This window comes from Pedobacter sp. GW822-FHT03F06, assembly GCF_058801365.1.
On the sequence record NZ_JBXANE010000002.1, the window covers coordinates 112169 to 134081 of the forward strand.

Annotated in this window: 22 protein-coding genes; 13 read left to right on the top strand and 9 right to left on the bottom strand. The window is 40.0% G+C overall.

The features are described from left to right. Together AC1RJ8_RS03005 and AC1RJ8_RS03010 are read right to left on the bottom strand one after the other, a co-directional pair. The gene (locus tag AC1RJ8_RS03005; RefSeq protein ID WP_492952467.1) at window positions 1–1317 is read right to left on the bottom strand and encodes an amidohydrolase family protein; all 1317 of its coding nucleotides are present in this window, start codon (window positions 1315–1317) and stop codon (window positions 1–3) included. Further along, window positions 1307–4327 carry an amidohydrolase family protein gene (locus tag AC1RJ8_RS03010; protein WP_492952468.1) on the bottom strand — a complete coding sequence of 1007 codons (3021 nt, stop codon included), beginning with the start codon at window positions 4325–4327 and terminating at the stop codon, window positions 1307–1309. The genes AC1RJ8_RS03005 and AC1RJ8_RS03010 overlap by 11 nt, the downstream gene beginning before the upstream one ends. A gap of 113 nt (window positions 4328–4440) precedes the next feature. Here AC1RJ8_RS03010 and AC1RJ8_RS03015 point away from each other — a divergent pair, with 113 nt between their 5' ends. The 10 genes from AC1RJ8_RS03015 to AC1RJ8_RS03060 all read left to right on the top strand — a co-directional run bounded on the left by AC1RJ8_RS03015 (window position 4441) and on the right by AC1RJ8_RS03060 (window position 12655). Next, window positions 4441–4884, top strand: a complete 444-nt coding sequence (locus AC1RJ8_RS03015; RefSeq protein ID WP_426327184.1) for a cytochrome B — start codon at window positions 4441–4443, stop codon at window positions 4882–4884. A gap of 373 nt (window positions 4885–5257) precedes the next feature. Next, window positions 5258–6655, top strand: a complete 1398-nt coding sequence (locus AC1RJ8_RS03020) for an anthranilate synthase component I family protein (RefSeq protein WP_492952469.1) — start codon at window positions 5258–5260, stop codon at window positions 6653–6655. A gap of 51 nt (window positions 6656–6706) precedes the next feature. Next, entirely contained in the window at window positions 6707–7297 is a 591-nt protein-coding gene (locus AC1RJ8_RS03025; protein ID WP_492952470.1) for an anthranilate synthase component II, read from the top strand. Between the two features lie 102 nt (window positions 7298–7399). Then, on the top strand, window positions 7400–8182 hold the full coding sequence (gene trpC, locus AC1RJ8_RS03030; protein ID WP_492952471.1) for an indole-3-glycerol phosphate synthase TrpC: 783 nt from the start codon (window positions 7400–7402) through the stop codon (window positions 8180–8182). Window positions 8183–8369: 187 nt separating this feature from the next. Then, on the top strand, window positions 8370–9560 hold the full coding sequence (gene hflX, locus AC1RJ8_RS03035; protein WP_492952472.1) for a GTPase HflX: 1191 nt from the start codon (window positions 8370–8372) through the stop codon (window positions 9558–9560). A gap of 89 nt (window positions 9561–9649) precedes the next feature. After that, window positions 9650–10027, top strand: coding sequence for a 30S ribosome-binding factor RbfA (gene rbfA / locus AC1RJ8_RS03040; RefSeq protein WP_029274533.1), 378 nt, complete (start codon window positions 9650–9652; stop codon window positions 10025–10027). Between the two features lie 5 nt (window positions 10028–10032). Further along, complete coding sequence (trhA, locus tag AC1RJ8_RS03045; protein WP_492952473.1) at window positions 10033–10662, top strand: PAQR family membrane homeostasis protein TrhA; 630 nt, start codon at window positions 10033–10035, stop codon at window positions 10660–10662. 7 nt (window positions 10663–10669) lie between these two features. Next, a complete protein-coding gene (locus AC1RJ8_RS03050; protein WP_492952474.1) occupies window positions 10670–11356 on the top strand; it encodes a peptidoglycan DD-metalloendopeptidase family protein in 687 nt (228 codons plus the stop codon). Between the two features lie 255 nt (window positions 11357–11611). After that, complete coding sequence (locus AC1RJ8_RS03055) at window positions 11612–12265, top strand: TonB family protein (protein ID WP_492952475.1); 654 nt, start codon at window positions 11612–11614, stop codon at window positions 12263–12265. After that, a complete protein-coding gene (locus AC1RJ8_RS03060) occupies window positions 12266–12655 on the top strand; it encodes a hypothetical protein (protein WP_492952476.1) in 390 nt (129 codons plus the stop codon). Here the strand turns inward: AC1RJ8_RS03060 and AC1RJ8_RS03065 are convergent. Then, window positions 12644–13516, bottom strand: coding sequence for a diacylglycerol/lipid kinase family protein (locus AC1RJ8_RS03065; protein WP_492952477.1), 873 nt, complete (start codon window positions 13514–13516; stop codon window positions 12644–12646). The two genes, AC1RJ8_RS03060 and AC1RJ8_RS03065, sit on opposite strands and share 12 nt — an antisense overlap. 57 nt (window positions 13517–13573) lie before the next feature. Here AC1RJ8_RS03065 and AC1RJ8_RS03070 point away from each other — a divergent pair, with 57 nt between their 5' ends. After that, a complete protein-coding gene (locus tag AC1RJ8_RS03070; protein WP_492952478.1) occupies window positions 13574–14548 on the top strand; it encodes an App1 family protein phosphatidate phosphatase in 975 nt (324 codons plus the stop codon). Between the two features lie 452 nt (window positions 14549–15000). Here AC1RJ8_RS03070 and AC1RJ8_RS03075 read toward each other — a convergent pair whose 3' ends face one another. Next, on the bottom strand, window positions 15001–15369 hold the full coding sequence (locus tag AC1RJ8_RS03075; RefSeq protein ID WP_492952479.1) for a YccF domain-containing protein: 369 nt from the start codon (window positions 15367–15369) through the stop codon (window positions 15001–15003). 106 nt (window positions 15370–15475) lie between these two features. On the opposite strand from AC1RJ8_RS03075, the gene AC1RJ8_RS03080 reads away from it, so the two are divergent. Beyond that, a complete protein-coding gene (locus tag AC1RJ8_RS03080; RefSeq protein WP_492952480.1) occupies window positions 15476–15829 on the top strand; it encodes a hypothetical protein in 354 nt (117 codons plus the stop codon). Between the two features lie 377 nt (window positions 15830–16206). On the opposite strand, the gene AC1RJ8_RS03085 is transcribed toward AC1RJ8_RS03080, so the two are convergent. After that, a complete protein-coding gene (locus AC1RJ8_RS03085; protein ID WP_029278263.1) occupies window positions 16207–17406 on the bottom strand; it encodes a DUF1501 domain-containing protein in 1200 nt (399 codons plus the stop codon). 104 nt (window positions 17407–17510) lie between these two features. Further along, entirely contained in the window at window positions 17511–18953 is a 1443-nt protein-coding gene (locus AC1RJ8_RS03090) for a DUF1800 domain-containing protein (RefSeq protein ID WP_492952481.1), read from the bottom strand. A 73-nt stretch (window positions 18954–19026) separates the two neighbouring features. On the opposite strand from AC1RJ8_RS03090, the gene aat reads away from it, so the two are divergent. Beyond that, a complete protein-coding gene (aat, locus tag AC1RJ8_RS03095) occupies window positions 19027–19662 on the top strand; it encodes a leucyl/phenylalanyl-tRNA--protein transferase (protein ID WP_492952482.1) in 636 nt (211 codons plus the stop codon). Between the two features lie 210 nt (window positions 19663–19872). Here aat and AC1RJ8_RS03100 read toward each other — a convergent pair whose 3' ends face one another. From AC1RJ8_RS03100 to AC1RJ8_RS03110, 3 genes are all read right to left on the bottom strand, one after another. Further along, window positions 19873–20481, bottom strand: coding sequence for a TMEM175 family protein (locus AC1RJ8_RS03100; RefSeq protein WP_492952483.1), 609 nt, complete (start codon window positions 20479–20481; stop codon window positions 19873–19875). Window positions 20482–20587: 106 nt separating this feature from the next. Then, window positions 20588–21370 (bottom strand): 3-keto-disaccharide hydrolase, encoded by a 783-nt coding sequence (locus AC1RJ8_RS03105; protein ID WP_492952484.1) that lies wholly within the window; start codon window positions 21368–21370, stop codon window positions 20588–20590. A 64-nt stretch (window positions 21371–21434) separates the two neighbouring features. Next, window positions 21435–21752 carry a YgaP family membrane protein gene (locus AC1RJ8_RS03110; RefSeq protein ID WP_029278253.1) on the bottom strand — a complete coding sequence of 106 codons (318 nt, stop codon included), beginning with the start codon at window positions 21750–21752 and terminating at the stop codon, window positions 21435–21437. Window positions 21753–21913 lie beyond the last annotated feature (161 nt).

Here is a 21913-nt window from a genome sequence, read left to right on the forward strand (position 1 = left end):
TTACTTCTTCTCTGCAGTAAATTTATCGCTGAATTTTTTATCCAATTGTTTGTGTAGATTATCAAGATTAATGTCTCTCCCCTGAATAAATGCCTGCTCCACTTTGTTGGTGCGCATATCTAAAGCATCACCAGCAGAGATAAAGAAAGTAGCATCTTTGCCAGTCTCAATGCTGCCAGTGGTTTTATCAACGCCCATCGCTTTGGCCGCATTTAAGGTAATGGTTGATAATGCTTTTTCTTTGTCTAAGCCCCAGGCCGTAACCGTACCCGCCATAAAAGGCAGGTTGCGCTGTTGCCAGTAACCATCAATACTCAATACTACATTTAAGCCTGCGTTGGCCAATACTGCAGCATTTTTGTAAGGCATATTTACATCGTCATCATTGTTGTTGGGTAAAGCATGGGGCTGTTTCACCACCAGGGTAATGTTGTTTTCTTTCAGGAAATCGATAATCAGGTAAGCTTCATCAGCACCTGTAATTACCGGGGTGATGCCAAATTTCTTAGCGAAATTAACTGCTGCAACAATATCCTTCTGACTTTCGGCCGCAATGAACAATTTTTCGTTGCCAGTGAATACTTTTTTCATCGCTTCGAATCGGGTATTAATTACTTCTGGTTTGCCCATTTCCGAATAGGCTTTTGCCTCAGCAAAGAAAGAAGTTAACTGTGCAATGGCCGCTTGTGTACGTTCGGCTAAGCTTTCTGGCGATTGCTGCGGCCTGCCGAAACCACCAAAGCCACCTCTAAAACGCGGTGTAACCGGCCAGGTCATGTGCATAGCATCATCGGTTTTAAGTGCTGCATCTTCCCAGTTCCAGGCGTCGAGCTGAACAACGGATGAACTGCCAGAAACCGTGCCGCCCTGGGGTGTTGGTTGTGCCATTAACACACCATTGCTGCGCAACGTGGCTGGAACTTTAGAATCGGTATTGTAAGCGACAATGGAGCGGATGTGTGAATTAAAATCCCCAATTTCCTGAAAATCTAATGTTGCTTTTACGGCTTCAATTTCTGTTAAACCCAGATTGGTGGTTGCAGCAATAAAACCAGGGTAAATGTGTTTACCTGTAGCTACAATGCGCATTACATCATCTTGTGGTACCTGCCCGTTGGCGGTAACTGAGATAATTTTTCCATTGCCAAAAAGGATGGTTCCGTTTTCGATCACTGTTCCATTGCCAACATGTACGGTTGCACCTGTTATGGCGATGGTTTTACTTTGTTTTTTCGCTGGCGAAATGTTTGCCTGTGCAAAACACATCAGGCTTGTTGCCGATAAAGCCAGACTGAGTAAATATTGTTTAGTGTGCATGTTCTTTCTCGGTTAATTCTGCTGAATAGTTTTCTAAAGTTTCGCAATTGTACAGGCGTGGTGCATCACCCAATGGACGTTGTGTACGTCCACCTTTGCTTTTACTCTCTAACATCTTTTGGATCAGACGTGCTTTCTCTGTTTGCTGGGTTTTGATTACCTGAGCATCTTTCTCGATATCCCAATAAGCAATACCGTCTACAAAAGTTTTCTCTGCCCTGGCATAGATAGAAAGTGGATTGGCGGTCCAGATCACCACATCTGCATCTTTACCCGCTTTTAAACTGCCCACTTTATCGTCGATGTGCAGCATTTTTGCCGGGTTTAAGGTTACAAACTTAAAGGCATCTTCTTCGGGTACATTACCATATAATACCGATTTACCTGCTTCCTGGTTTAAGTGACGGGCCATTTCGGCATCATCAGAGTTGAAAGCCGTAGTTACACCAACATTATGCATAATTTTTCCATTGTAAGGGATGGCTTCGGCCACTTCGTTTTTATAAGCCCACCAATCGGAGAAGGTAGAACCTGCAATGCCATGCGCTTTCATTTTATCGGCCACTTTGTAACCTTCTAAAATGTGCGTAAAGGTATTGATCTTGAATCCTAAGCTATCAGCCACATGAATTAACATGTTGATTTCGCTCTGCACATAAGAATGGCAGGTAATGAAACGTTTGTTGTTCAGAATCTCAACAATAGCATCTAACTCTAAATCTTTACGTACGCTGTTGCCTTTTACGGATAAAGCTTTTTCGTATTCTTTTGCACGGGTAAATTCATCCACAAAAGTTTGCTCAACACCCATGCGTGTAACCGGGAAACGGGCACCTGTGCCGAAATTACTTTGTTTCACGTTTTCGCCCAAAGCAAATTTAATGAAGCCATCGGCACCTGCAAATTTCAGTTCCTCTGGCGATTTGCCCCAGCGCAGTTTAATCAATTGCGATTGGCCACCGATCGGATTGGCCGAACCATGTAGGATTTGTGAAGTGGTTACACCACCGGCCAACTGGCGGTAAATGTTTACGTCTTCTGAATTGAGGATGTCGGCAACGCGTACTTCAGCAGAAACCGATTGCGCACCTTCGTTAATACCACCAGCGCCTGCTATATGCGAGTGCTCATCAATAATACCAGCGGTTACGTGTTTACCGGTAGCATCGATCACTTTAGCGCCGCTTGCCGAAAGGTTTTTACCAACCGCTTTAATTTTCCCGTTTTCTAAAAGTACATCAGCATTTTGAAGAATTCCATCTTTTTCATTCGTCCAAACGGTTCCGTTTTTAATTAAAACCGTTTCTTGTTTTGGTAGTTCAGTGTTTCCGAACGCAGAAAAAGGATAAATTACCGGACCCATGGCCAAAGTGCTTTTTGGCTCTTCTTTTTTAGGCATTTCTTTTGCAGCTTCTTTATAAGTTGCTGTAAACTTTCCGGTAGTACCATCTGCCAGTGCCGATTCGCCTTTTATGGTAACCGGGTTTGCCGAAGTAATGTAACCACTTAAACGGACATCACCCTTTGGGTTTTTCTTTAAGTTGAAATTGATGCTTATCCAATCGCCATTTCTGGTAAAAGTTGCTGTGGTTTTAACACTATCTACACCAGTTCTTTCAATTGCAGCTGTCGATCCGCCACCCGTTCCTGTAATTTTTAGGATTAAAGCACCAATACCATCAACATTTAAGTTGTAAGTGCCACGTACATCGCTCACATCCATTTTGTTTACAATGAAACGTTTGCCCTGTACCCAGTTTTCGAAAATGATGTTCCCGTTTTTGAACAGATTATCTGATGAGATTAAAAAGTTGGCTACTTTTCCTTTTTCTAGGGAACCAACTTTATCGCTGATGCCCAAAAGTGAAGCAGGGATTTCGGTAACCGATTGTAAAGCCTGTTTTTCAGTTAAGCCGTTTTCTATAGCTATGCGGATGTTTGCCCAAAAATCGCGACTGTTCTCCAGGCCGAATGCCGTTAAAGCAAATTTAATTCCTGCTTTCTCTAAACTAGCCGGGTTAGTTGGTGCCAGTTCCCAGCCTTTCATCTGTGATAAAGTTACATTTCTGGCCTCTGCCGGATCTTCAACATCGTAAGCTTTAGGGAAAGTTAATGGAATAATTAAGCTGGCTCCGGTAGCTTTAACCTCGTTTATGCGCTGGTATTCATCGCCGGTAGATTTAATGATGTATTTTTTGCCAAATTCTTTTCCTATTTTATCAGCACGCAGAATGTTCTGCCAGCCATCAACTTCAAATAGCTGTGGAATGGTTTGTTGTTTGCCAAATTCGTCTAGCGAGATGTTATACTCATCTTTTTGCTTGCCATACCATTGTGCATCATAATAGGTTTGGCGCAGTAAAGCAATAGAACCCATTAAAGAAGTCGGATAATCATTTGATGATGTTCCCTTGTTAAACGAATAGTTTGCTGCGGTTTGATCTTTTAAGAATACGCTGTTATCGGCGCCTTCATTTAAAGTTACGGCAGCAGAAACACCGCGGGCAATACCATCACGGTTAATTACATTTACACTACCAAAGCCTACCTTACGTAATTCATCTGCTTTTTTGCTGTCGGTAGAAAAGATGCTTTTTACATAAGTTTCTGGTCTGATGGATTCGTTCCAGCCATAAGCTCCCTTTTTGGTCGAAACGAAAATAGACTGGCGCTGACTGCCGAAGCCGCGCTGTTGTGCGGGTGTTTCGCTAAGGCCATAACTGGTAAAGGCATCAATTAAGGATGGATAAACAAATTTTCCTTTAAGGTCGATTACCACATATCCTTTAGGTACGGCTAAACCAGCACCAACACCCTGTATGGTTTGTCCTTTGATTAAAAGTGTGGCATTTGTAAGGGTTTGATTGGCATTAACTACTATTGTTGCATTGGTAAAAGCAAACATTCCGGGTCTGGTATCAAAAGAACCGTTAACAGGAAAGGAGGTTTGCTGCGCAAACAGAAATGTAGTAGAAATTACCAGCCCAACGGCAAGTAAAATTTTCTTCATAATAAGTTTAGGGTTTTAATTTGTTTAAAACTAATATAAATAAGCGTTCAATCTGTTGAATATCCTATTTTTTACAATTAATGTCTATTTTTGACTAAACATATTTGATAAAAATGTACAACATCTTAAAATCTGCGCACTCTGGATGGCGCTACATCGTATTAATTCTATTGGTTATTGCTGTAATCAATGCTTTGTCGGGCTGGTTTGGTAATAAAACTTACACGGAAGGTAACCGTAAGCTGAATGTATTTACGCTGATCAGTGCACACATTCAATTCCTGATAGGTTTGGTGCTTTTTTTCTTAAGTCCATTAACAAAATTGCCGATGAGCGATGCCATAGGCCGTTACTTTAAGGCTGAGCATACTTCAATGATGCTTATTGCCATTATTCTGATTACCATTGGTAATGCAAAATCGAAAAAGGTAACAGAAGCTGTAGCAAAACACCGTACTATTGCCGTATTCTTTGGATTGGCATTGATCCTGATCATTGTTGCCATTCTGCTGATGGTTAAAGCTGTGCCTGGTAGATCGTTTTTTGGGGTGTCTTAAGTGGTTAACCGCAAAGCACACTAAGTTTTTCGCAAAGAGGCGCAGAAGCGTTATTCGGATATTAATCTTTGTGTACTTTGTGCTTTCACTCTGTGTCCTTTGCGGTTAACGGATATTTATTTTCATAATTATTTCCGTTTTTGGAAATTCTTTATATTTTTGTTGCTCATGATCAACAATATACATACATGGCTTTGGCAAAGTAATTCAAATGAATTGCGCTGGCTGCGTATGAACAAAATATAGTTTATCAACCTAAACCTTATTAAAGAACCATTAAAGCCCGGCGTAGAACCACACGCCGGGCTTTTTATTGTTAAAAAATACGAAATGCAAACCTTAAGCCCTATAGCTTACACCATTTACCTTTATCATGTATAAAATTAATACCACTTACAAAAAAATGCTTGCCGATACCACAACGCCAGTGAGCATTTATTTACGCTTACGTGATGTGTATCCTAACAGTATCCTGTTAGAAAGTTCTGATTACCACAGTAGAGAAAACTCGATGAGTTTCGTTTGTGCAGATCCGGTAGCGGGAATTATTTTAAAGGGATCGCGATTGGAGACTTATTTCCCTGATGGCGCCGTAGAGATTACCGAAAGTAAAAACCTGATCGAAGAAATTACCGATTTTAAAGATAAATTCAGAGAAACGGAATTACCAGAAGTCAAATTTATTTCGAGCGGTCTGTTTGGCTATTTTACCTGGAATGCTGTACAACATTTTGAAGATATAAAGTTTAGCTCCGAAACCCCTGAGGGCGAAGAGATTCCGGAAATGCAGTACCACTTGTATCGTTATATCATCGCCATTGATCACTTCAAAAATGAAATTACCCTTTTCAAAAATACTTTCGAAGGAGAAGAAGAGGGCGGGCTTGAAAAAATGGAATACCTGATCCAGAATAAAAATTATCCTGAATATAAGTTTCAACTTCGTGGCGAGGAAAGTTCGAACCTAACCGATCAGGGTTTTATGGATCTGGTAGAGAAACTACAAAAGCATATTTACCGTGGAGATGTTTTTCAGATTGTGCCTTCAAGAGCATTTAAACAGGCTTTTTCTGGTGATGAATTTAATGTATACCGTTGCCTGCGTTCCATAAACCCATCACCTTACCTGTTTTATTTTGATTATGGGAATTTTAAATTGTTCGGTTCTTCACCCGAAGCGCAGATTACCATCAAAAACAATTCGGCCAACATTTTTCCAATCGCAGGGACTTTTAAACGTAGCGGAAACGACATCGAAGATGCCGAACAGGCCCGTAAATTAGAACAAGACCCGAAGGAAAGTGCAGAACATGTTATGCTGGTTGATCTGGCCAGAAACGACTTGAGCAGGCACTGTAACCGTGTTGAGGTAAAATCTTTTAAAGAGGTACAATACTATTCGCACCTGATCCACCTGGTAAGTAAAGTGAGCGGTCATTTGCAGGAAAACGTAAGTGCTTTTAAAGTAGTTGCCGATACCTATCCGGCAGGTACCTTAAGTGGTGCGCCAAAATATAAAGCCATGCAATTGATTGACGAAAACGAAAAGCTGGGCAGGAATTTTTATGCAGGGGCAATCGGTTTTATGGGTTTCAATGAAGATTTTAATCATGCCATCATGATCAGGACGTTTATGAGCAAGAATAACGAACTGCATTACCGTGCAGGTGCAGGTATTGTGGCCGATTCTGTTCCCGAAACTGAAATGCAAGAGGTAAACAATAAAATTGCGGCTTTGCGTAAAGCGGTGCAAATGGCAGAGGGAATATAGTTGGACTGAGGAATTTTTAGCTTGGAGTGAAATCCGTTAACAGGAAATAAAATGGAAAATATAGATAAAAAAACCGTCTTAGTAATCGATAACTATGATAGTTTTACCTACAATCTTGTGCATTTAATTAACGAAGTTGGTTATGAAGCAGAAGTTTGGAGAAATGATAAATTCGATCTGGCCGATGTAGAAAAGTACGATAAAATATTACTTTCACCTGGGCCTGGCATTCCGGAAGAAGCTGGTTTGTTATTGGATGTAATTAAAACCTATGCACCAACGAAGAGTATTTTTGGGGTATGCTTAGGCCAGCAAGCTATAGCCGAAGTTTTTGGTGGCACTTTATTGAACTTAGGCAGACCAATGCACGGAATTGCTACACCGGTAACTGTTGTAGATGGTGACGAACCGTTGTTCTGGGAATGCCCGCAAACCATAAATGTTGGCCGTTACCACAGTTGGGTAGTAAGTAAAGAGAACTTTCCTTCCTGTTTAAAAATTACAGCAAGAGATCATAAGAATGAGATCATGGCGTTAAGACATGAAACATTAGATGTTCGCGGGGTACAGTTTCACCCGGAAAGTGTATTAACCGAGTACGGAAAGCAGATGATGGAAAACTGGTTAACCTCAACCCCCTAGTGCTTATTCATCCGGTCGTCATCCTGAACTTGATTCAGGATCTTACTGGGATTAGTTAACTTTTAGATGCTGAAGCAAGTTCAGCATGACGGATTAGTAAAAATGAACATATTAGATAAAATCGTATTACGTAAAAAAGAAGAAGTCGCAGCTGCTAAAGCTTTGGTTTCAGTCCAGGATTTAGAAAATTCGGTGCATTTTAAAAGAACACCATATTCTTTTAAAGAATTTTTATTGGCCGAAGACCGCAACGGTATCATTGCTGAGTTTAAGCGTCGCTCGCCGTCAAAAGGGTTAATTAATGGCCTTGCCGATGTAGCGGAGGTAACGCAGGCTTATAATGCTGCGGGTGCATCTGCACTTTCGGTATTAACGGATGTAGATTTCTTTGGCGGTAAAACCGACGATATTCTGGCAGCAAGAGCGGCAAACAGTATCCCGATTTTGAGAAAAGATTTTATGATCGATGAGTATCAGATCCTGGAAGCAAAAGCCTGGGGTGCTGATATTATTCTTTTGATTGCCTCCATATTAACCCCTCAGCAGATCAACGATTTCGGAAAGTTTGCAAAAGACTTAGGTTTAAATGTACTGTTAGAAGTGCATAACCTGGAAGAGTTGGAGCGAAGCATCTGCCCCAATCTGGATGCCATTGGGGTAAACAATAGAAACCTGGGCGATTTTACAGTAGATATCCAAACCTCGTTCGATTTGGTAAATAAAATCCCGAATAAATTTTTAAAAATTTCAGAAAGTGCAATCAGTAATCCACAAACGATTAAAGATCTAAAGGCTGCAGGCTTTAACGGGTTTTTAATTGGCGAGAATTTTATGAAGACGGATAATCCGGGTGTTGCAATAAAGGAATTTGTAGGGCAGATATAGATCGAGTTTTATAGAAAAACCGTCATTTCGGCCGTAATGTTCCAGAAGAACTCCTTCGGAGAAGAAATCTTTAGATGGACTTGTTGTTAAAAGATTTCTCGGCTACGCTTTGCTGCGCTCGAAATGACGGAATAACGAAGCTTAATGGATTTACACGTTGGCAAATTCGTATATTTGCCTCAATTACATGGGAAAACAAAAAACATATGATACTGCCATTGTGCAGGAGCGGGCAATTTTAGTTGGAGTGGTTACACCTGGTGAAAAAGAAGCCCAAACAAAAGAATATTTAGATGAGCTGGCTTTTTTGGTAGATACAGCTGGAGGAAAGGTAGAGAAGGTTTTTACACAGAAGATGCTTAAACCAGAACGTGCTACATTTGTGGGTACGGGAAAACTGGAAGAGATAAAGGCGTATGTAAAATCAGAAGAAATTGATGTGGTGGTTTTCGACGATGAATTATCGCCGTCGCAACTGCGTAACATCGATCGTGAACTTGGCGTTAAGGTTTTAGATCGAAGCAATCTGATTCTGGATATTTTTGCCAACAGGGCCCAAACTGCACAGGCAAAAACACAGGTGGAACTGGCACAATTACAATATGTTTTGCCAAGGCTAACCGGTATGTGGACTCACTTAGAGCGTCAGAAAGGTGGTATCGGGATGCGTGGTCCGGGTGAAACGCAGATTGAAAGTGATAGACGTATTATTTTAAATAAAATCTCTTTGTTAAAAGAGCGTTTAAGAAATATAGACCGGCAGAACGAAACACAGCGCAAGAACCGTGGTCAGTTAATTCGGGTTGCTTTGGTAGGCTATACCAATGTTGGTAAATCGACCATCATGAATATGCTGTCGAAATCGGAAGTATTTGCAGAAAATAAATTGTTTGCAACTTTAGATACCACAGTTCGTAAGGTGGTAATCGAGAATTTGCCTTTTTTACTTTCTGATACCGTTGGGTTTATCCGCAAGCTGCCTCACCATTTGGTAGAATGTTTTAAATCAACTTTAGATGAGGTACGGGAAGCTGATTTGTTGATCCACGTGGTTGATGTTTCGCATCCCAACTTCGAAGATCAGATTAATACCGTTAACGAAACCTTGAAAGATATTGGCGCGATTGATAAAGACATGATTTTAGTTTTTAATAAAATCGATGCTTATGTTTCGCCTGAAGTTGACGATGAAGAAGACGATGGCAAGCTCACTTTGGAAGACTTTAAGAAAAGCTGGATGAGCCACGATAAAGTGCCTGTATTGTTTATATCGGCTACCGAAAAGGAAAACTTAGAAGAGTTTAAAACATTATTGTACGATAAGGTTAAAGCTGCGCACGTGGCCAGATACCCGTATGATAGTAATTTGTTATATTAGATTAAATTCCGTCATTACGGTGCGAAAATAAACCTCATAGGTTTTAAAACCTATAAGGTTTCATCATAAAGGCGATAGATAAATACATTATGGAAAGTAAACGTCAGCAGAAATTTGCAGGAGTATTACAAGAGGAGTTAGCACAGGTTTTTCAGCGTGAAGGTGCTGCATTTTTGCCTAATACATTGGTAACCATTACCCGTGTTCGGGTTTCGCCAGATTTGGCAGTGGCTAAAGTTTACCTGAGCTTTTTTAATACCAACAACACCACGCTTTCTATCAATACAGTTAACGCACATTCTGGCGAAATCAGGTATAAACTGGGAAGCAGAATCCGCCATCAGGTTAGGGTGGTGCCAGAGCTTACTTTCTTTGTAGATGATACAAACGAGTATGTAGAGCGTATGGATCATCTTTTTGATAAGATTGCAAAAGAGCCCAGACAAAAAGACGAAGACAGCGAATAATCTTTGTGAGGAAGCTAAGGGAACCCGTTAATTTCTTCACTCATTTAATACCGGCATTAATTGCAATTCCGGCAGGCTATATATTGCTCCAAAAATGCAATACACCTATTGAATATACTGCTGCCTGGATTTATAGCATCGGCACTTTTATCCTTTTCGGCGTAAGTGCCATGTACCATGGTTATCCGGCTACCGATTATGGCGTGCGTTTTTGGCAAAAATTCGATCATTGCTGCATTTATTTAATGATCGCAGGATCGTATACACCAACAGCTTTACTGGTTTTTGATGGCTGGTTACGTTGGAGTCTCTTCGCCATCGTTTGGATTATCGCAATTATAGGTTGCCTGCTTAAAATCTTTAACCGATTAAAAAGTACGGCTATCTCATTGTCTATCTATATTTTAATGGGCTGTTTGATTGTGCCTTTGCTGCAGAAAATGCTAGGTACCTTACCTATTGGCGCAATTTTCTGGTTGCTGTTTGGTGGCGTTTTTTACATTGCCGGAACCTATTATTATGCAAAGGATAAACAGCTGTTCAGGTGGATGCACAGTCACGAACTTTGGCACCTGTTCGTAATCGGAGGAGCCTTATCTCACTATATTTACAACTTCGTTTATATTTTTAAGTAATTTATAGATGCAAACTTTTGAGCAGATTATTCAAACGAATGCTTCATTGATCCATAAGGTGGTTGATTTTGATGTAGAACGGGATCAGCTTTTACCGCTAGATTTTACATCAGCAAATACTGAATTAACGGATGAGATTCTGGATAATACCGATTTATTTTCTGCCTGGGTAAATGGAAAATTAATTGATAATAATGCCCGTTATGGAATTGGCGGTTATGACGAACACCGCACCATATATTCACGAAGTGCGCATTTTGATGCCGGAGAAGAAGCCCGCAGGTTACATTTAGGTGTAGATATCTGGGGCCCGGTAGGAACACCAATCTACAATTTTTATGATGCCACTGTGCAAAGCTTTGCCAATAACAACAACTTTGGCGATTACGGTGCAACCATTATCCTCGCTTATGAAATAGATGGGCTTAAATTTAATGCCTTATACGGGCATTTAAGTCTGGCTTCGTTAAATGATCTTAAGGAAGGTAAATTCATCCCTGCTGGGGCTAAAATCGCAGTATTAGGAGCAAAGGAAGAGAACGGTTACTGGCCGCCACACCTTCATTTTCAATTGATCAGAAATATGGAAGGATTAATAGGCGATTACCCAGGCGTTTGCAGATTTAGTGAGCGGGAAAAATACCTGGCAAACTGCCCCGACCCGAATTTGATTTTGAAAGCTACGTTTTGTTAGTTCTAACCACCGAGGGCACAGAGAAAAGGCACAGAGGTTTTTATTTGGTTAGCCACGGAGACACAGAAGGCGCAGAGTTTTAAAAGATTTCTCTACTTCCCCATCAATGTAAAAGGGGTACAACTTACGCTCCAGTTTGGGTGATGATCAATTTTTCCGTGTTTCTGTGCTTCCGTGGCAAAACAACTCCTCTGTTCTCAGCGAAAAACTTTGCGTTCTTTGCGGTTAAACCTGAATAAACCGTAAATTAGTACAATGAAAAACATGCTCACCCTCTCTTTACTTTTCTGCTGTTCATTGGCCATGGGTCAGGTTCAGTTTAAATCGGGTAAAAGCGGTTTTGTAAACTTCCTGAGAGAGAATACCATTTATCCGCAATTCTCTAAAGATAATTGTATTCAAGGAACGGTAAATGTGAGCTTCAAGCTTAATGCACAAGGGAAAGTTTATTTTTCGAAAGTGAGTAAAGGAATATTATCGGATCTCGATGAAGAAGCCCTGCGCCTGGTGCGTTTAAGCAGCGGTAAATGGCAAGTTCCGGCAGGATACGATACCACTGTTTCGATTGTAGCCCCGGTTAATTTTAAACTTTCGGGCTATAATTGTGAAGGAAAATCAAATGAGGCCATTCAAGAAGCAATCCGTACTTATCTGGCTGAAGAAGGTTTAACCAACTCTGTAATTAATTTCTATAAAAACATCGACCAGGCAAAACCCGGACAAGAGGTTCAGATTATTGCCATTAAAAACCAGTTGGGTATCGATGAGGAATATTTGGGCGACAGGATAAAAATGGCCCTAAAGAAAATAAAACAGGGCGATAAACAAGGTGCCTGTGAGGATTTTTTATTTGTTAAATATATGGGGAGTAAAATGGCTGATGATTATTTAGCAAAGTATTGTAAGTAAATGAAGAACACCGCCAGATTTTTTGCCTTATTGGATATCATCAGTATCGTATTGCTTGCTAAACAGTTTTGGCAAATTTTAACACACCTGAACGAAATCCCCGATCAGATACTTTCGCAGGCAAAGGTTGTTTTATTGTTGCCTTTATTCGTGTCGCTTTTTGTATCGGCAGCAGGTTTAATCTTGTTTAAGAAATTCGGTTTTATCACCTATTATATTCAGTTTCCATTTCGCTTGGTGGTCTGGATATTTTCTATTGGCTTTATTACCTATTTACCAGAAGTATTAAACCTTGGCGAACGGTGGTTTGATATTTTATTCCGCATCTGTTTTATTGCCGAATTCTTCAGGTTATATTTTACGATTAAAATTCACCGTTCATCTTTCTGATACCTCAGGTAAAACCACCGTTATGGCAGCAGGCAGAATTTTTGCTTCAACGGTATTCACCTTGCCAATGTATTCTCCATCAACTTGGAAGTGAGCTTTACGTTTCGAAGAAATCTTAACCTCAGCAGTTTGAAATACTTCTATTTTTTTAGGGTTGAAAGGTAATTTGGTGATCCATATCTTTAAGATCTCGAGATAAGAGTAATCTTTTACCAAAACCACTTCGAACAGATCGTCATCTAACTTTCCATCTGGATTTATCTTCAGCCCAGAACCGTACATGGTTGCATTCGCAATAGCCACCATTGCCGCTTTAGAAGTGATTGTTTCATTTTTAAGTTTCAACTGTACGTCCATTCTGCTATGATTCCATAAGGCATGCCAGGTAGCCTTTGCATAACCCCACATGCCGCGCTGGGGCAGAGTATCAAATTTCTTTACCAAATAAGCATTAAAGCCCAGATCGGATAAATGGATGCAGATTTCATCATTAAGTTTAACTACATGGATTTTTTGCAAACGGCCTTCATCCAGAATAGCTAAAGCCAGTTCAATATCAGTTGGTATACCTAATTCTTTCGCCATTCCATTTGCAGAACCGGCAGGGATTATGCCTATCGGGGTTTCGGTATGTAACAGACATTCGGCAACCAGTTTTAAGGTGCCATCGCCACCAACGGCCACCACACGATCTGCCTTCGCAGCTTTAATCCTTTCTTTTATCTGCTCTAAAGAGCAGTCTTCCGGTAATTCGAATAAATCGATCTCCGTTTTTTTTGCATCGAAATGGGTAGAAATTACTTCCTTTAAATTAATGTCGTGGCTGCCCGAGCCTGGATTGATGATGAATAATAATTTCATGTGTTACCTTATGGTTTACATCACAAACAACTTTTAATAAACTCTGTTTTAATACAGATGAATAAATCTGTTAGTGTTAAGGTATATCATGGCTATGGCCACGCACACAATTTGGTTGTTTATGGCCATGTTTTTAAACGCAAGGCAAAAACACGGCAGGTTTACAGCAATAATTTGTTTGTTAATATCGCACATCTTTTAAAGCTCTTCATTTTAAAACCTTATGCTTTTGTTGAGGTGCGTTTACAGTTTTTTGATCAAACAATTTACAATAAAACAGAAGGAGATGGCTTTTTTAAGTTCGAATGGAAAGCCGAGCATGATGTACCTGCGGGCTGGCATTTTGTTAAAGTAGAAGCTGTTGATAAAAACGGGAAAGTTTTAAGTTCGGGTGAGGGTAAGGTATATGTACCGCACATTACGCAATATGCCTTTATTTCGGATGTAGATGATACCGTGATGATTTCTCATTCGGCAACTATTGGGCGGCGGCTGAGAGAGTTGTTTATCAAGAATCCGCGTACGCGTAAAACCTTTCCTGATGCAGCCAGTCATTATCAGCAATTGGCCATGTCGCATACTAAAGCAAACCAGCCCAATCCTTTTTTTTATGTAAGCAGCAGTGAATGGAACCTTTACGATTATTTGGTCGAGACTTTTAGGTTTAACAAGTTGCCTGACGGTGCCTTCCTTTTAAATACCTTAAAACGGTGGAAAGATTTAGTCAGAACAGGTAAAACAGGGCATGAGGGTAAATTATTAAGGGTAATGCGGATTTTAGATGCCTTCCCCAAACAGAAGTTTGTGTTTTTTGGCGACAACTCGCAGCAGGACCCAAAAATTTATTCAACAATAGTGGAGAAATATCCAAAAAACATCGAAGCAGTCTACATCCGTAATGTTCGTCCTGAAAAAGAAGTAGAAACGAGGGAATTGCTTAAAAAAATTGAAGATAAAGGGGTGAGGGCGTGTTTGTTTATTAATAGCGATGAAGCAATTGAACATTCTAAATCAATAGGATTGATACAATAGTTTCAAAGGGCGTCATTCCCGCGCAGGCGGGAACCACGCAGTGCTCAGCGAAGCTAATCTTAATGTAACTTAAACCCTACCAAGGCATTACGATTTCCAATCAAGTTGGAAATGACGCTGCAATATATTAATGTCCTTCCTGCCCCGATGAAGTATCGGGGTCATCTATTCAATCGGGGCTAGGTACAGTGTTTTTTGCTAATGGAAACAGGCCCCAATTCAATAAACCCGACAGGAGCGGGCACCGAATGCAGAGAGGTAAAGCGGATGGCGGGGCTTTCGGATCCGATAAACACCGAAGCCTGCTTTTCAAAAAAAGCTATCGTCATTGCGAGGCTGGAACTGAGCGAGCCGAAGCAATCTTTTGTCATATTTACAATAGAGATTGCTTCGTCGTACCTCCTCGCAATGACGAATAGGTGGAAGAAACTATCTTGAAGTTTAGGTTTGAATCAGGAAATCGATTTTCCGAAGGGTGTAAAAGCTAAATTCATCAACTTAAAATGCTGGCGCCCAAATGGGATACCTACAATAGTAATGCAAAGCAGGATACCAAAAAACAAATGGGTTAAAGCAATCCAGAAACCGCCGCATAAAATCCAGATCAGGTTCATAATGGTAGAAAGGCAACCTGTGTTTGATGAGGTATCGGTTATTTTAACGCCAAAAGGAGCAAGGCCAACAATGGCAAATTTAAAACATTGGATACCAAAAGGAATCCCCACGATGGTTAAACATAGGATTATGCCTCCAATAATATATTCGAAAAAAATAAAGATACCGCCAAAAATAATCCAGATAATATTGCCTAAAAAGTTCATTAAGTTTTTTAGTTTAAGATTTAATAATGGATGTTTTGTTACAATTCATTTAATACATACTCATGTATTCTTTGTAATTTAGAATTACACACAAAAGAAACACAACATGAAAAAATTAATTCTTGCAGCGGCACTTGTCGCGTGCTTTGGGCTGTCGCGTGCCAAAGCCCAAAATGTAAATGGCGTGAAATTGACCGATATCCATGTGGATTATATCCAGATCCGTGCAGTAAAAAGTTTTTTGGCCGATAAACAATGGATTGCGCTGGAGCATGGCCAAAAGGTAGGCGATTATAGCGAACTGTACATCAGAGATGATAAGGATAAAAAAATCGAATTTAATTCAGCAATTGATGCGGTGAACAAAATGAAAGCCTATGGCTACGAGTTGTTTAGTGTTTACACAGAACAGATAGACCCATCGTCAAACCGACCAGTATATGTGTTAAAGCGGAAATAAGAATTATTTTCATGATAAATAAGAAGAGGCTATATATTAATATGAATTTGTTATAATGAGGGGTAATTTATTGTCTAAAATCAATATTAGTGACAGGTGAATTTAAGAGAAATAATATCGTCATTTCGACTGAAGCTTACCGATTTTCATCGGTAGCGTAATGGAGAGATCTTTAAACTTTTCGGTAACATAGTTTAAAGATCTCTCCACTCCGCATTGCTTCGGTCGAGATGACGATCTTCTATTGGAGTCTGTCAATATTAGCTGTCGAAGGACTTACTAAATTTATAGCAAGGCGTTTCATTTCGACTTTGCTCAGTGCAGGCTAAGCTCAGCGTGACAGATTCTTATAAGCTAGCTTCTTTTAAGCGCTCAACTTATATAAAATCCAGTGTATTAAACTTTTTATTTAAAATATCAGCATTATTTACATCCAGCCATTTATCTAAAATGGTACCATAAACCTGCCTGAAATCCAGTTGATATTTTAAATCGCCGGTATCCAGATCACTTAAATTAGGTGCAGCATTAAAAATCCCTTGTTTCTTCAGTTTCCCACCAAAAACAAACATATTATTTGCCGTTCCGTGGTCGGTGCCGTTACTGGCATTTTGTTCTACCCTGCGACCAAATTCAGAGAAGGTAATCACCAAGGTATCCTCAAGCTTATTGTTCGATTTTAAATCTTTCAAAAAAGCAGCCATACCTTCACTGTATTGTTTAAGCAGATTGCCCTGTTGACCAATTTGATTTACGTGGGTATCAAAACCACTTAACGATACATAATAAACCCTGGTTTTTAATCCCGAAGAAATAAATTTAGAAACCGTTTTCAATTGGTTTGCAAAACCCGAAGTTGGGTAAGTAGATTTCGACTGGTAAATTTTGGAGGTATTCTGTATATAACTGGCAGAGGATGAAGTTTCGATCATCGTTTTATACAAATAACCTAAATTATCTTCGTCTAAATGTTCCTTATCATTCTGCAACATGGCCTTAAAAAAAGGATCGTTTGTATTACGGAACAAAGCCGCAGGATCTTTTAATGCAATTCCTTTTTTAGTTTGCCCTTTCATGGCCAGAGAAAGTGAGTCGTCAACTTCTATCGCGGTATATGGAAATTTGCAGGTCTGGCAATTGCTATCTAAATAACGGCCAATCCATCCGGTTGATAAGAACTGATTGCTATCGCTACCCGTTTGCCAGATATCCATCGAACGGAAATGCGAGCGGTCGGGGTTGGGGTAGCCAACATCGTTGATGATGGTCATCCAGCCTTGGTCATAAATTTCTTGCAAGGCGGCCATGTTCGGGTTTAGCCCTTGCATGTCGTTCAGTTTAATTACCTCTTCAGGTTTAATGGCAATACTTTTTCTTTTTTGGTAATAAATATCGTTTCCGAAGGGAATAACCGTGTTTAAACCGTCATTTCCACCAGAAAGCTGTACCACAACCAGGTTTTTGTATAGGCTTAGCTCATCAAGCGCCATGGCCTCAAGCGGTTTCATAAAAGCTGGAACAAATAGCGAACCTGCTGCAACAAATCCTGTATTTCTTAAAAAATTTCTTCTGTTCATCTTGTTAGTCTTTGATGGGTCAATGGTTTTATGGTCGATGGTTTATGGCTTGGGCGCTTAGCTAATCGGCTATTGACCATCAACCATTGACTATTAACTGTTCTCTAGCACAACTGATACTCGGGCATGCTGGTAATTTCTACTGCTGTACTCCGCAATCCTTTATTATCGCTTACCATTGTTGTTATTTTGGTATTTAATTTCGGTTGTAATAAAAACTCGGTAAGTTCCAATGGTGTTAATCCTTTTGGTAAAGTATCTAAAAATTTAGGCCAGTCTGCATTTGCGTTTACATACGATTTTGGTTTCATGTTGGCATTTGCATTGGTGGTAGCTGTTCTGCTTAAGGCAATTACGGCTTCATCTTCAGGATCGGCTTTGCCACTGAAATCGATTTCGCCATCATTTAAAACAAGTGAAGGAATGCGCATCCTTAACATTAAGGATGAACTATCAATCCAGCTTTGTCCGCCAGGCCAGCCCGCTACATTAGGTGGGTTAAATAAATATTGCCCCAAACTGCTTTGTAGCTGTATTAAAACCTGTGGTTTGTTATAGGTAACATAAAACTCGCGACTTAAGCCAACCAAAAATTCAGCGGGCGATTTAATTTTTGTGCCTACATTCTCTGGACTATAAAACCAATCTGATGTAAACATTTTTTTCATCATCGAGGCAATGTCGTATTTCGAGTTGTAAAAATGGGTGGCAAGTTCTTTAACATGAGCCTCGTTTGGATTATCGTTCACGAAAAATTTATATACTTTCCGGGCGATAAACTGTGCGGTTTCTGGTTTTTCGAGAATAATATCGATGATGTTTTCGCCCTCGAAATTCCCGATTTTACCGAAAAAAGTTTTTGTTCCGGGATCGTGCAGGTTTTGCCTGAAAATGAACGAGCCATCTTTATCGTACATCCAGCCGGTAAAAGCGCGGGCAGATTCTTTAATGTCCTGCTCAGTATAATTTCCTCTTCCCAAAGTGAAAAGTTCCATGAGTTCGCGGGCAAAGTTCTCATTTGGTTTACCTTTTCTGTTCTGCTGGTTATTCAGGTATTGCAGCATTGCAGGCGACTTGGAGACCTCAACCAATAAAGTTTTAAAGCTGCCAAGGGCATTTGTTCTTTGGATATTATTTAATTGTTGTGCAAAAAATGGGTTGTTGCTGCGGCAGGCAAAATGGCCATGCCAAAAAAGGGTCATCTTTTCCCTCAGTGGGGCATTGGTATTGATCATTTTGGTAATGAAGGCAATATTCAGATCGCGGCTCACTTCGTTCTGTTCGCGTACAATCTGCTGGCGCATTTTCTTTTCTTCATCGGTCAGGTCTTTTTTCGAGTATAAACCTGCCTGTACCAAAAGCTGTCGTTTCGATTCGTAATCGTTCACTAAATTGATTGGATCATCTTTTTGGGAATCTTTAAGCAAGTTGTCCACCACTTTATCAAGATTTTTTTTGCTCAATTTTTGTAAGTCGGCATAAGAAAGCCCGAAGCCCGCCCGGTTGTAAAGATGTTTTACTTTTAAGAAATTATCTTTTGCACTCATAATAGACTGTTTTACAGTATGACATATTTAAAACGCCAGGGTTTAATCTTTGTTTTCTTTCTTATTTTTGTTTATGTTTTTTCAGTTACTAGACGATAACCCAGGCTTCCCAGATCCGGCTTTGGCAGAAGAGGATGGCTTACTGGCCATTGGCGGTGATTTAAGTACGGAGCGATTGCTAATCGCCTATTCGAATGGTATATTTCCATGGTTTAGTGAAGGCGAACCAATTCTTTGGTATTCGCCACACAAACGCTGTGTGATTTATCCCGATAGAATCAAGATCAGTAAAAGCATGCAGAAAATTTTAAATCAGGAAGTTTTCAAGATCACCTTTAATCAGGCTTTTGCCGAAGTGATCCGCAATTGCGCAACTACCAAAAGGAAGGGACAGGATGGTACCTGGATTACCAACGAAATGCAAGATGCTTACATTAGTCTTCATCAGCAGGGCTATGCGCACAGTGTAGAGGTTTGGCAGGCTGAGCAGCTGGTGGGAGGCTTATATGGTCTAAAAGTAAACCGTGTTTTTTGTGGCGAAAGCATGTTTAGCCATGTAAGCAATGCCTCAAAAGCAGCATTGATTTTTTTAAGTAAAATGAATATCGATTTAATTGACTGTCAGTTGCCGAACGATCATTTAATGCGTTTAGGCGCTGAAATGATAGAACGGGAATTGTATATGGAACTGCTTCAGGCTCCTTACTGATATCCTTGCGTTTGAGGTTTATTTGGAGCGCATTTGAGTACAGCTATTTAGGTTTCTTCCCGCTTTACGTTTTATCCCGACGAAAGGATCGGGATGTTCACTGCAATCGGGGCTAGGTGGCCAGGGCTGGCATTACAATTATTGTTGAAGGATTTATGCCTAAGAGGTTAATTTTTTTGTGGCTTTTGTAAATCTAAGTCAGCATTAATGTTATTGTCCGCTATTCCCGTCAATTAGACCTTGTTCGCGCATTGCATTTTCTATCCGTTTATCTGGAATAAACCAGATGCAGGCTACAGAGAAGTAGAGTGCAACGCCAATCCATGGGTTTATAAAGCTTAGTGCAATGCCTCCGATATAAAAAAGTAATGAGAATTTCCCTTTTGCATCATTCCCAATGGCATGTACCACAAGTGAATGCTGACCTTCTGTTCTTTTGATGACGATTACCAACAGGGTGTAGGAAATAGCGGCAAGCAGGAGTACAGCACCATAAATTATAACCGGCCATAAGGCAAAATGATGTTCGCCCATCCATCCGGCTGCTACCGGGAATAACGAGAGCCAGAATAAAAAATTAAGATTTGCCCAAAGCATTGATCCGTTTACTTTTTTAACCGCATGCAGTAAATGGTGGTGATTGTTCCAGTAAATACCTACGTAGATAAAACTTAAAACATAGCTGATGAATTTTGGAATAAGCGGTTTTAAGCTTGCTAAAGTTTCGCCATGCTCGGGAACCTTGATCTCCAAAACCATAATGGTAATGATAATTGCAATTACCCCATCACTAAATGCTTCTAATCTGCCTTTGTTCATAAAAAAAATCGACGTTAAATTAGGTACAATTATCAGTCAAATTATCTTATAAAACAAAACCCGCAAGCTTTTGGCCTGCAGGTTTCTTCTTGTTGTTTTGTTGAAATTATAATTCTCTTACCCAGATGTTTCTGTAACTGATTGCAGGACTTGGATCGCCGTGATCTTGTAATTTGATTGAAGAAGGACCATGTTTTTTATATTCAGGTGCACCAATGTATCTGGTTTCTCCTTTTAATACAAATCCGTTCTGTAAAAGCACGCCGTTTAAAAATACGGTAACACTAGCTGGTTTTTGTACGGTTCCATCTTCATTAAAACGTGGCGCGTTCCAGATGATATCATAGTATTGCCATTCGCCTGGTTTCTTGTTGGCATTAGCTAGTGGAATCGCTTGTTTGTAAACACTGCCCGTTTGTCCATTCACATAGGTTTTGTTGTTGTATGCATCCATAATCTGGATTTCGTAACCGTCATCACCGCCACCTGTTGATGCCAAAAATACCCCGCTATTTCCACGTGCCTGACCTTCGCCAGTTATGTTTTCAGGGATTTTCCATTCCATGTGCAATTGATAATCGGTAAACTTTTTATTGGTTTCGATATTACCAGTACCTTTTTTTACCGTGAAAAAACCATCGTCGATTGTCCATGCAGCTGGTTTAGATGGATCTTTAACAGAATGCCATGCATCTAAATTTCTGCCGTTAAAAAGAATGGTAGCATCAGATGGTGCATCCTGAGGCAATTTGCCTGGTGTAACAATTTTAGGAACGGGTTCCCAAACCTCGGTTGTTTTTGGGTCTTTGGCAGGATCCGGTTTCTTGTCTTGTGCCATAGCTTGCCCTGCAAAAAGTGCAGGAATAAATAATAGTGTGTACTTGTTCATGATTGTGGTTTAACTTTTAAAGTTAACCAGTTTATTAAGAAAAGGAAATTTCGTATTTAAAATTTTACCCCAAATCGTCAACAACATAGGTTTCACTTATAATCACTTCATCAGGGGCAATATCTTCTTTACGCTGTTCGGCCAAATCGCGCATTGGGCAATAACCCGTGATGCCGCGGTACAGTAATCCCGCACCAATTGCTGCACCCGTAAGCCCAATTACAGGATGTGAAAAAATGCTGGTGATGCCTTTAAAGAGTAAATATGTTCCTGCAGCGCCAGATAACCAACGCTCAGATTTTGAAACGTTTTCGAACAATTCTGGATACTTCCAGGCTTCCTTAACATTGTTTACAGCGGTATTAAAATCTTGATTTGTCATGATGGTTAAATTTATGTTCTACTGTATAACAAGTAAGAAGGAAATGAGTTTTGAAAAGAATTTTAAATATATTAGTGCCGTAAAAATTTGGATTTACGTGTCTATTGTTTTGCCACGGAGACACAGATTAACACGGAAAACATTTATCTATTTGCTATAGC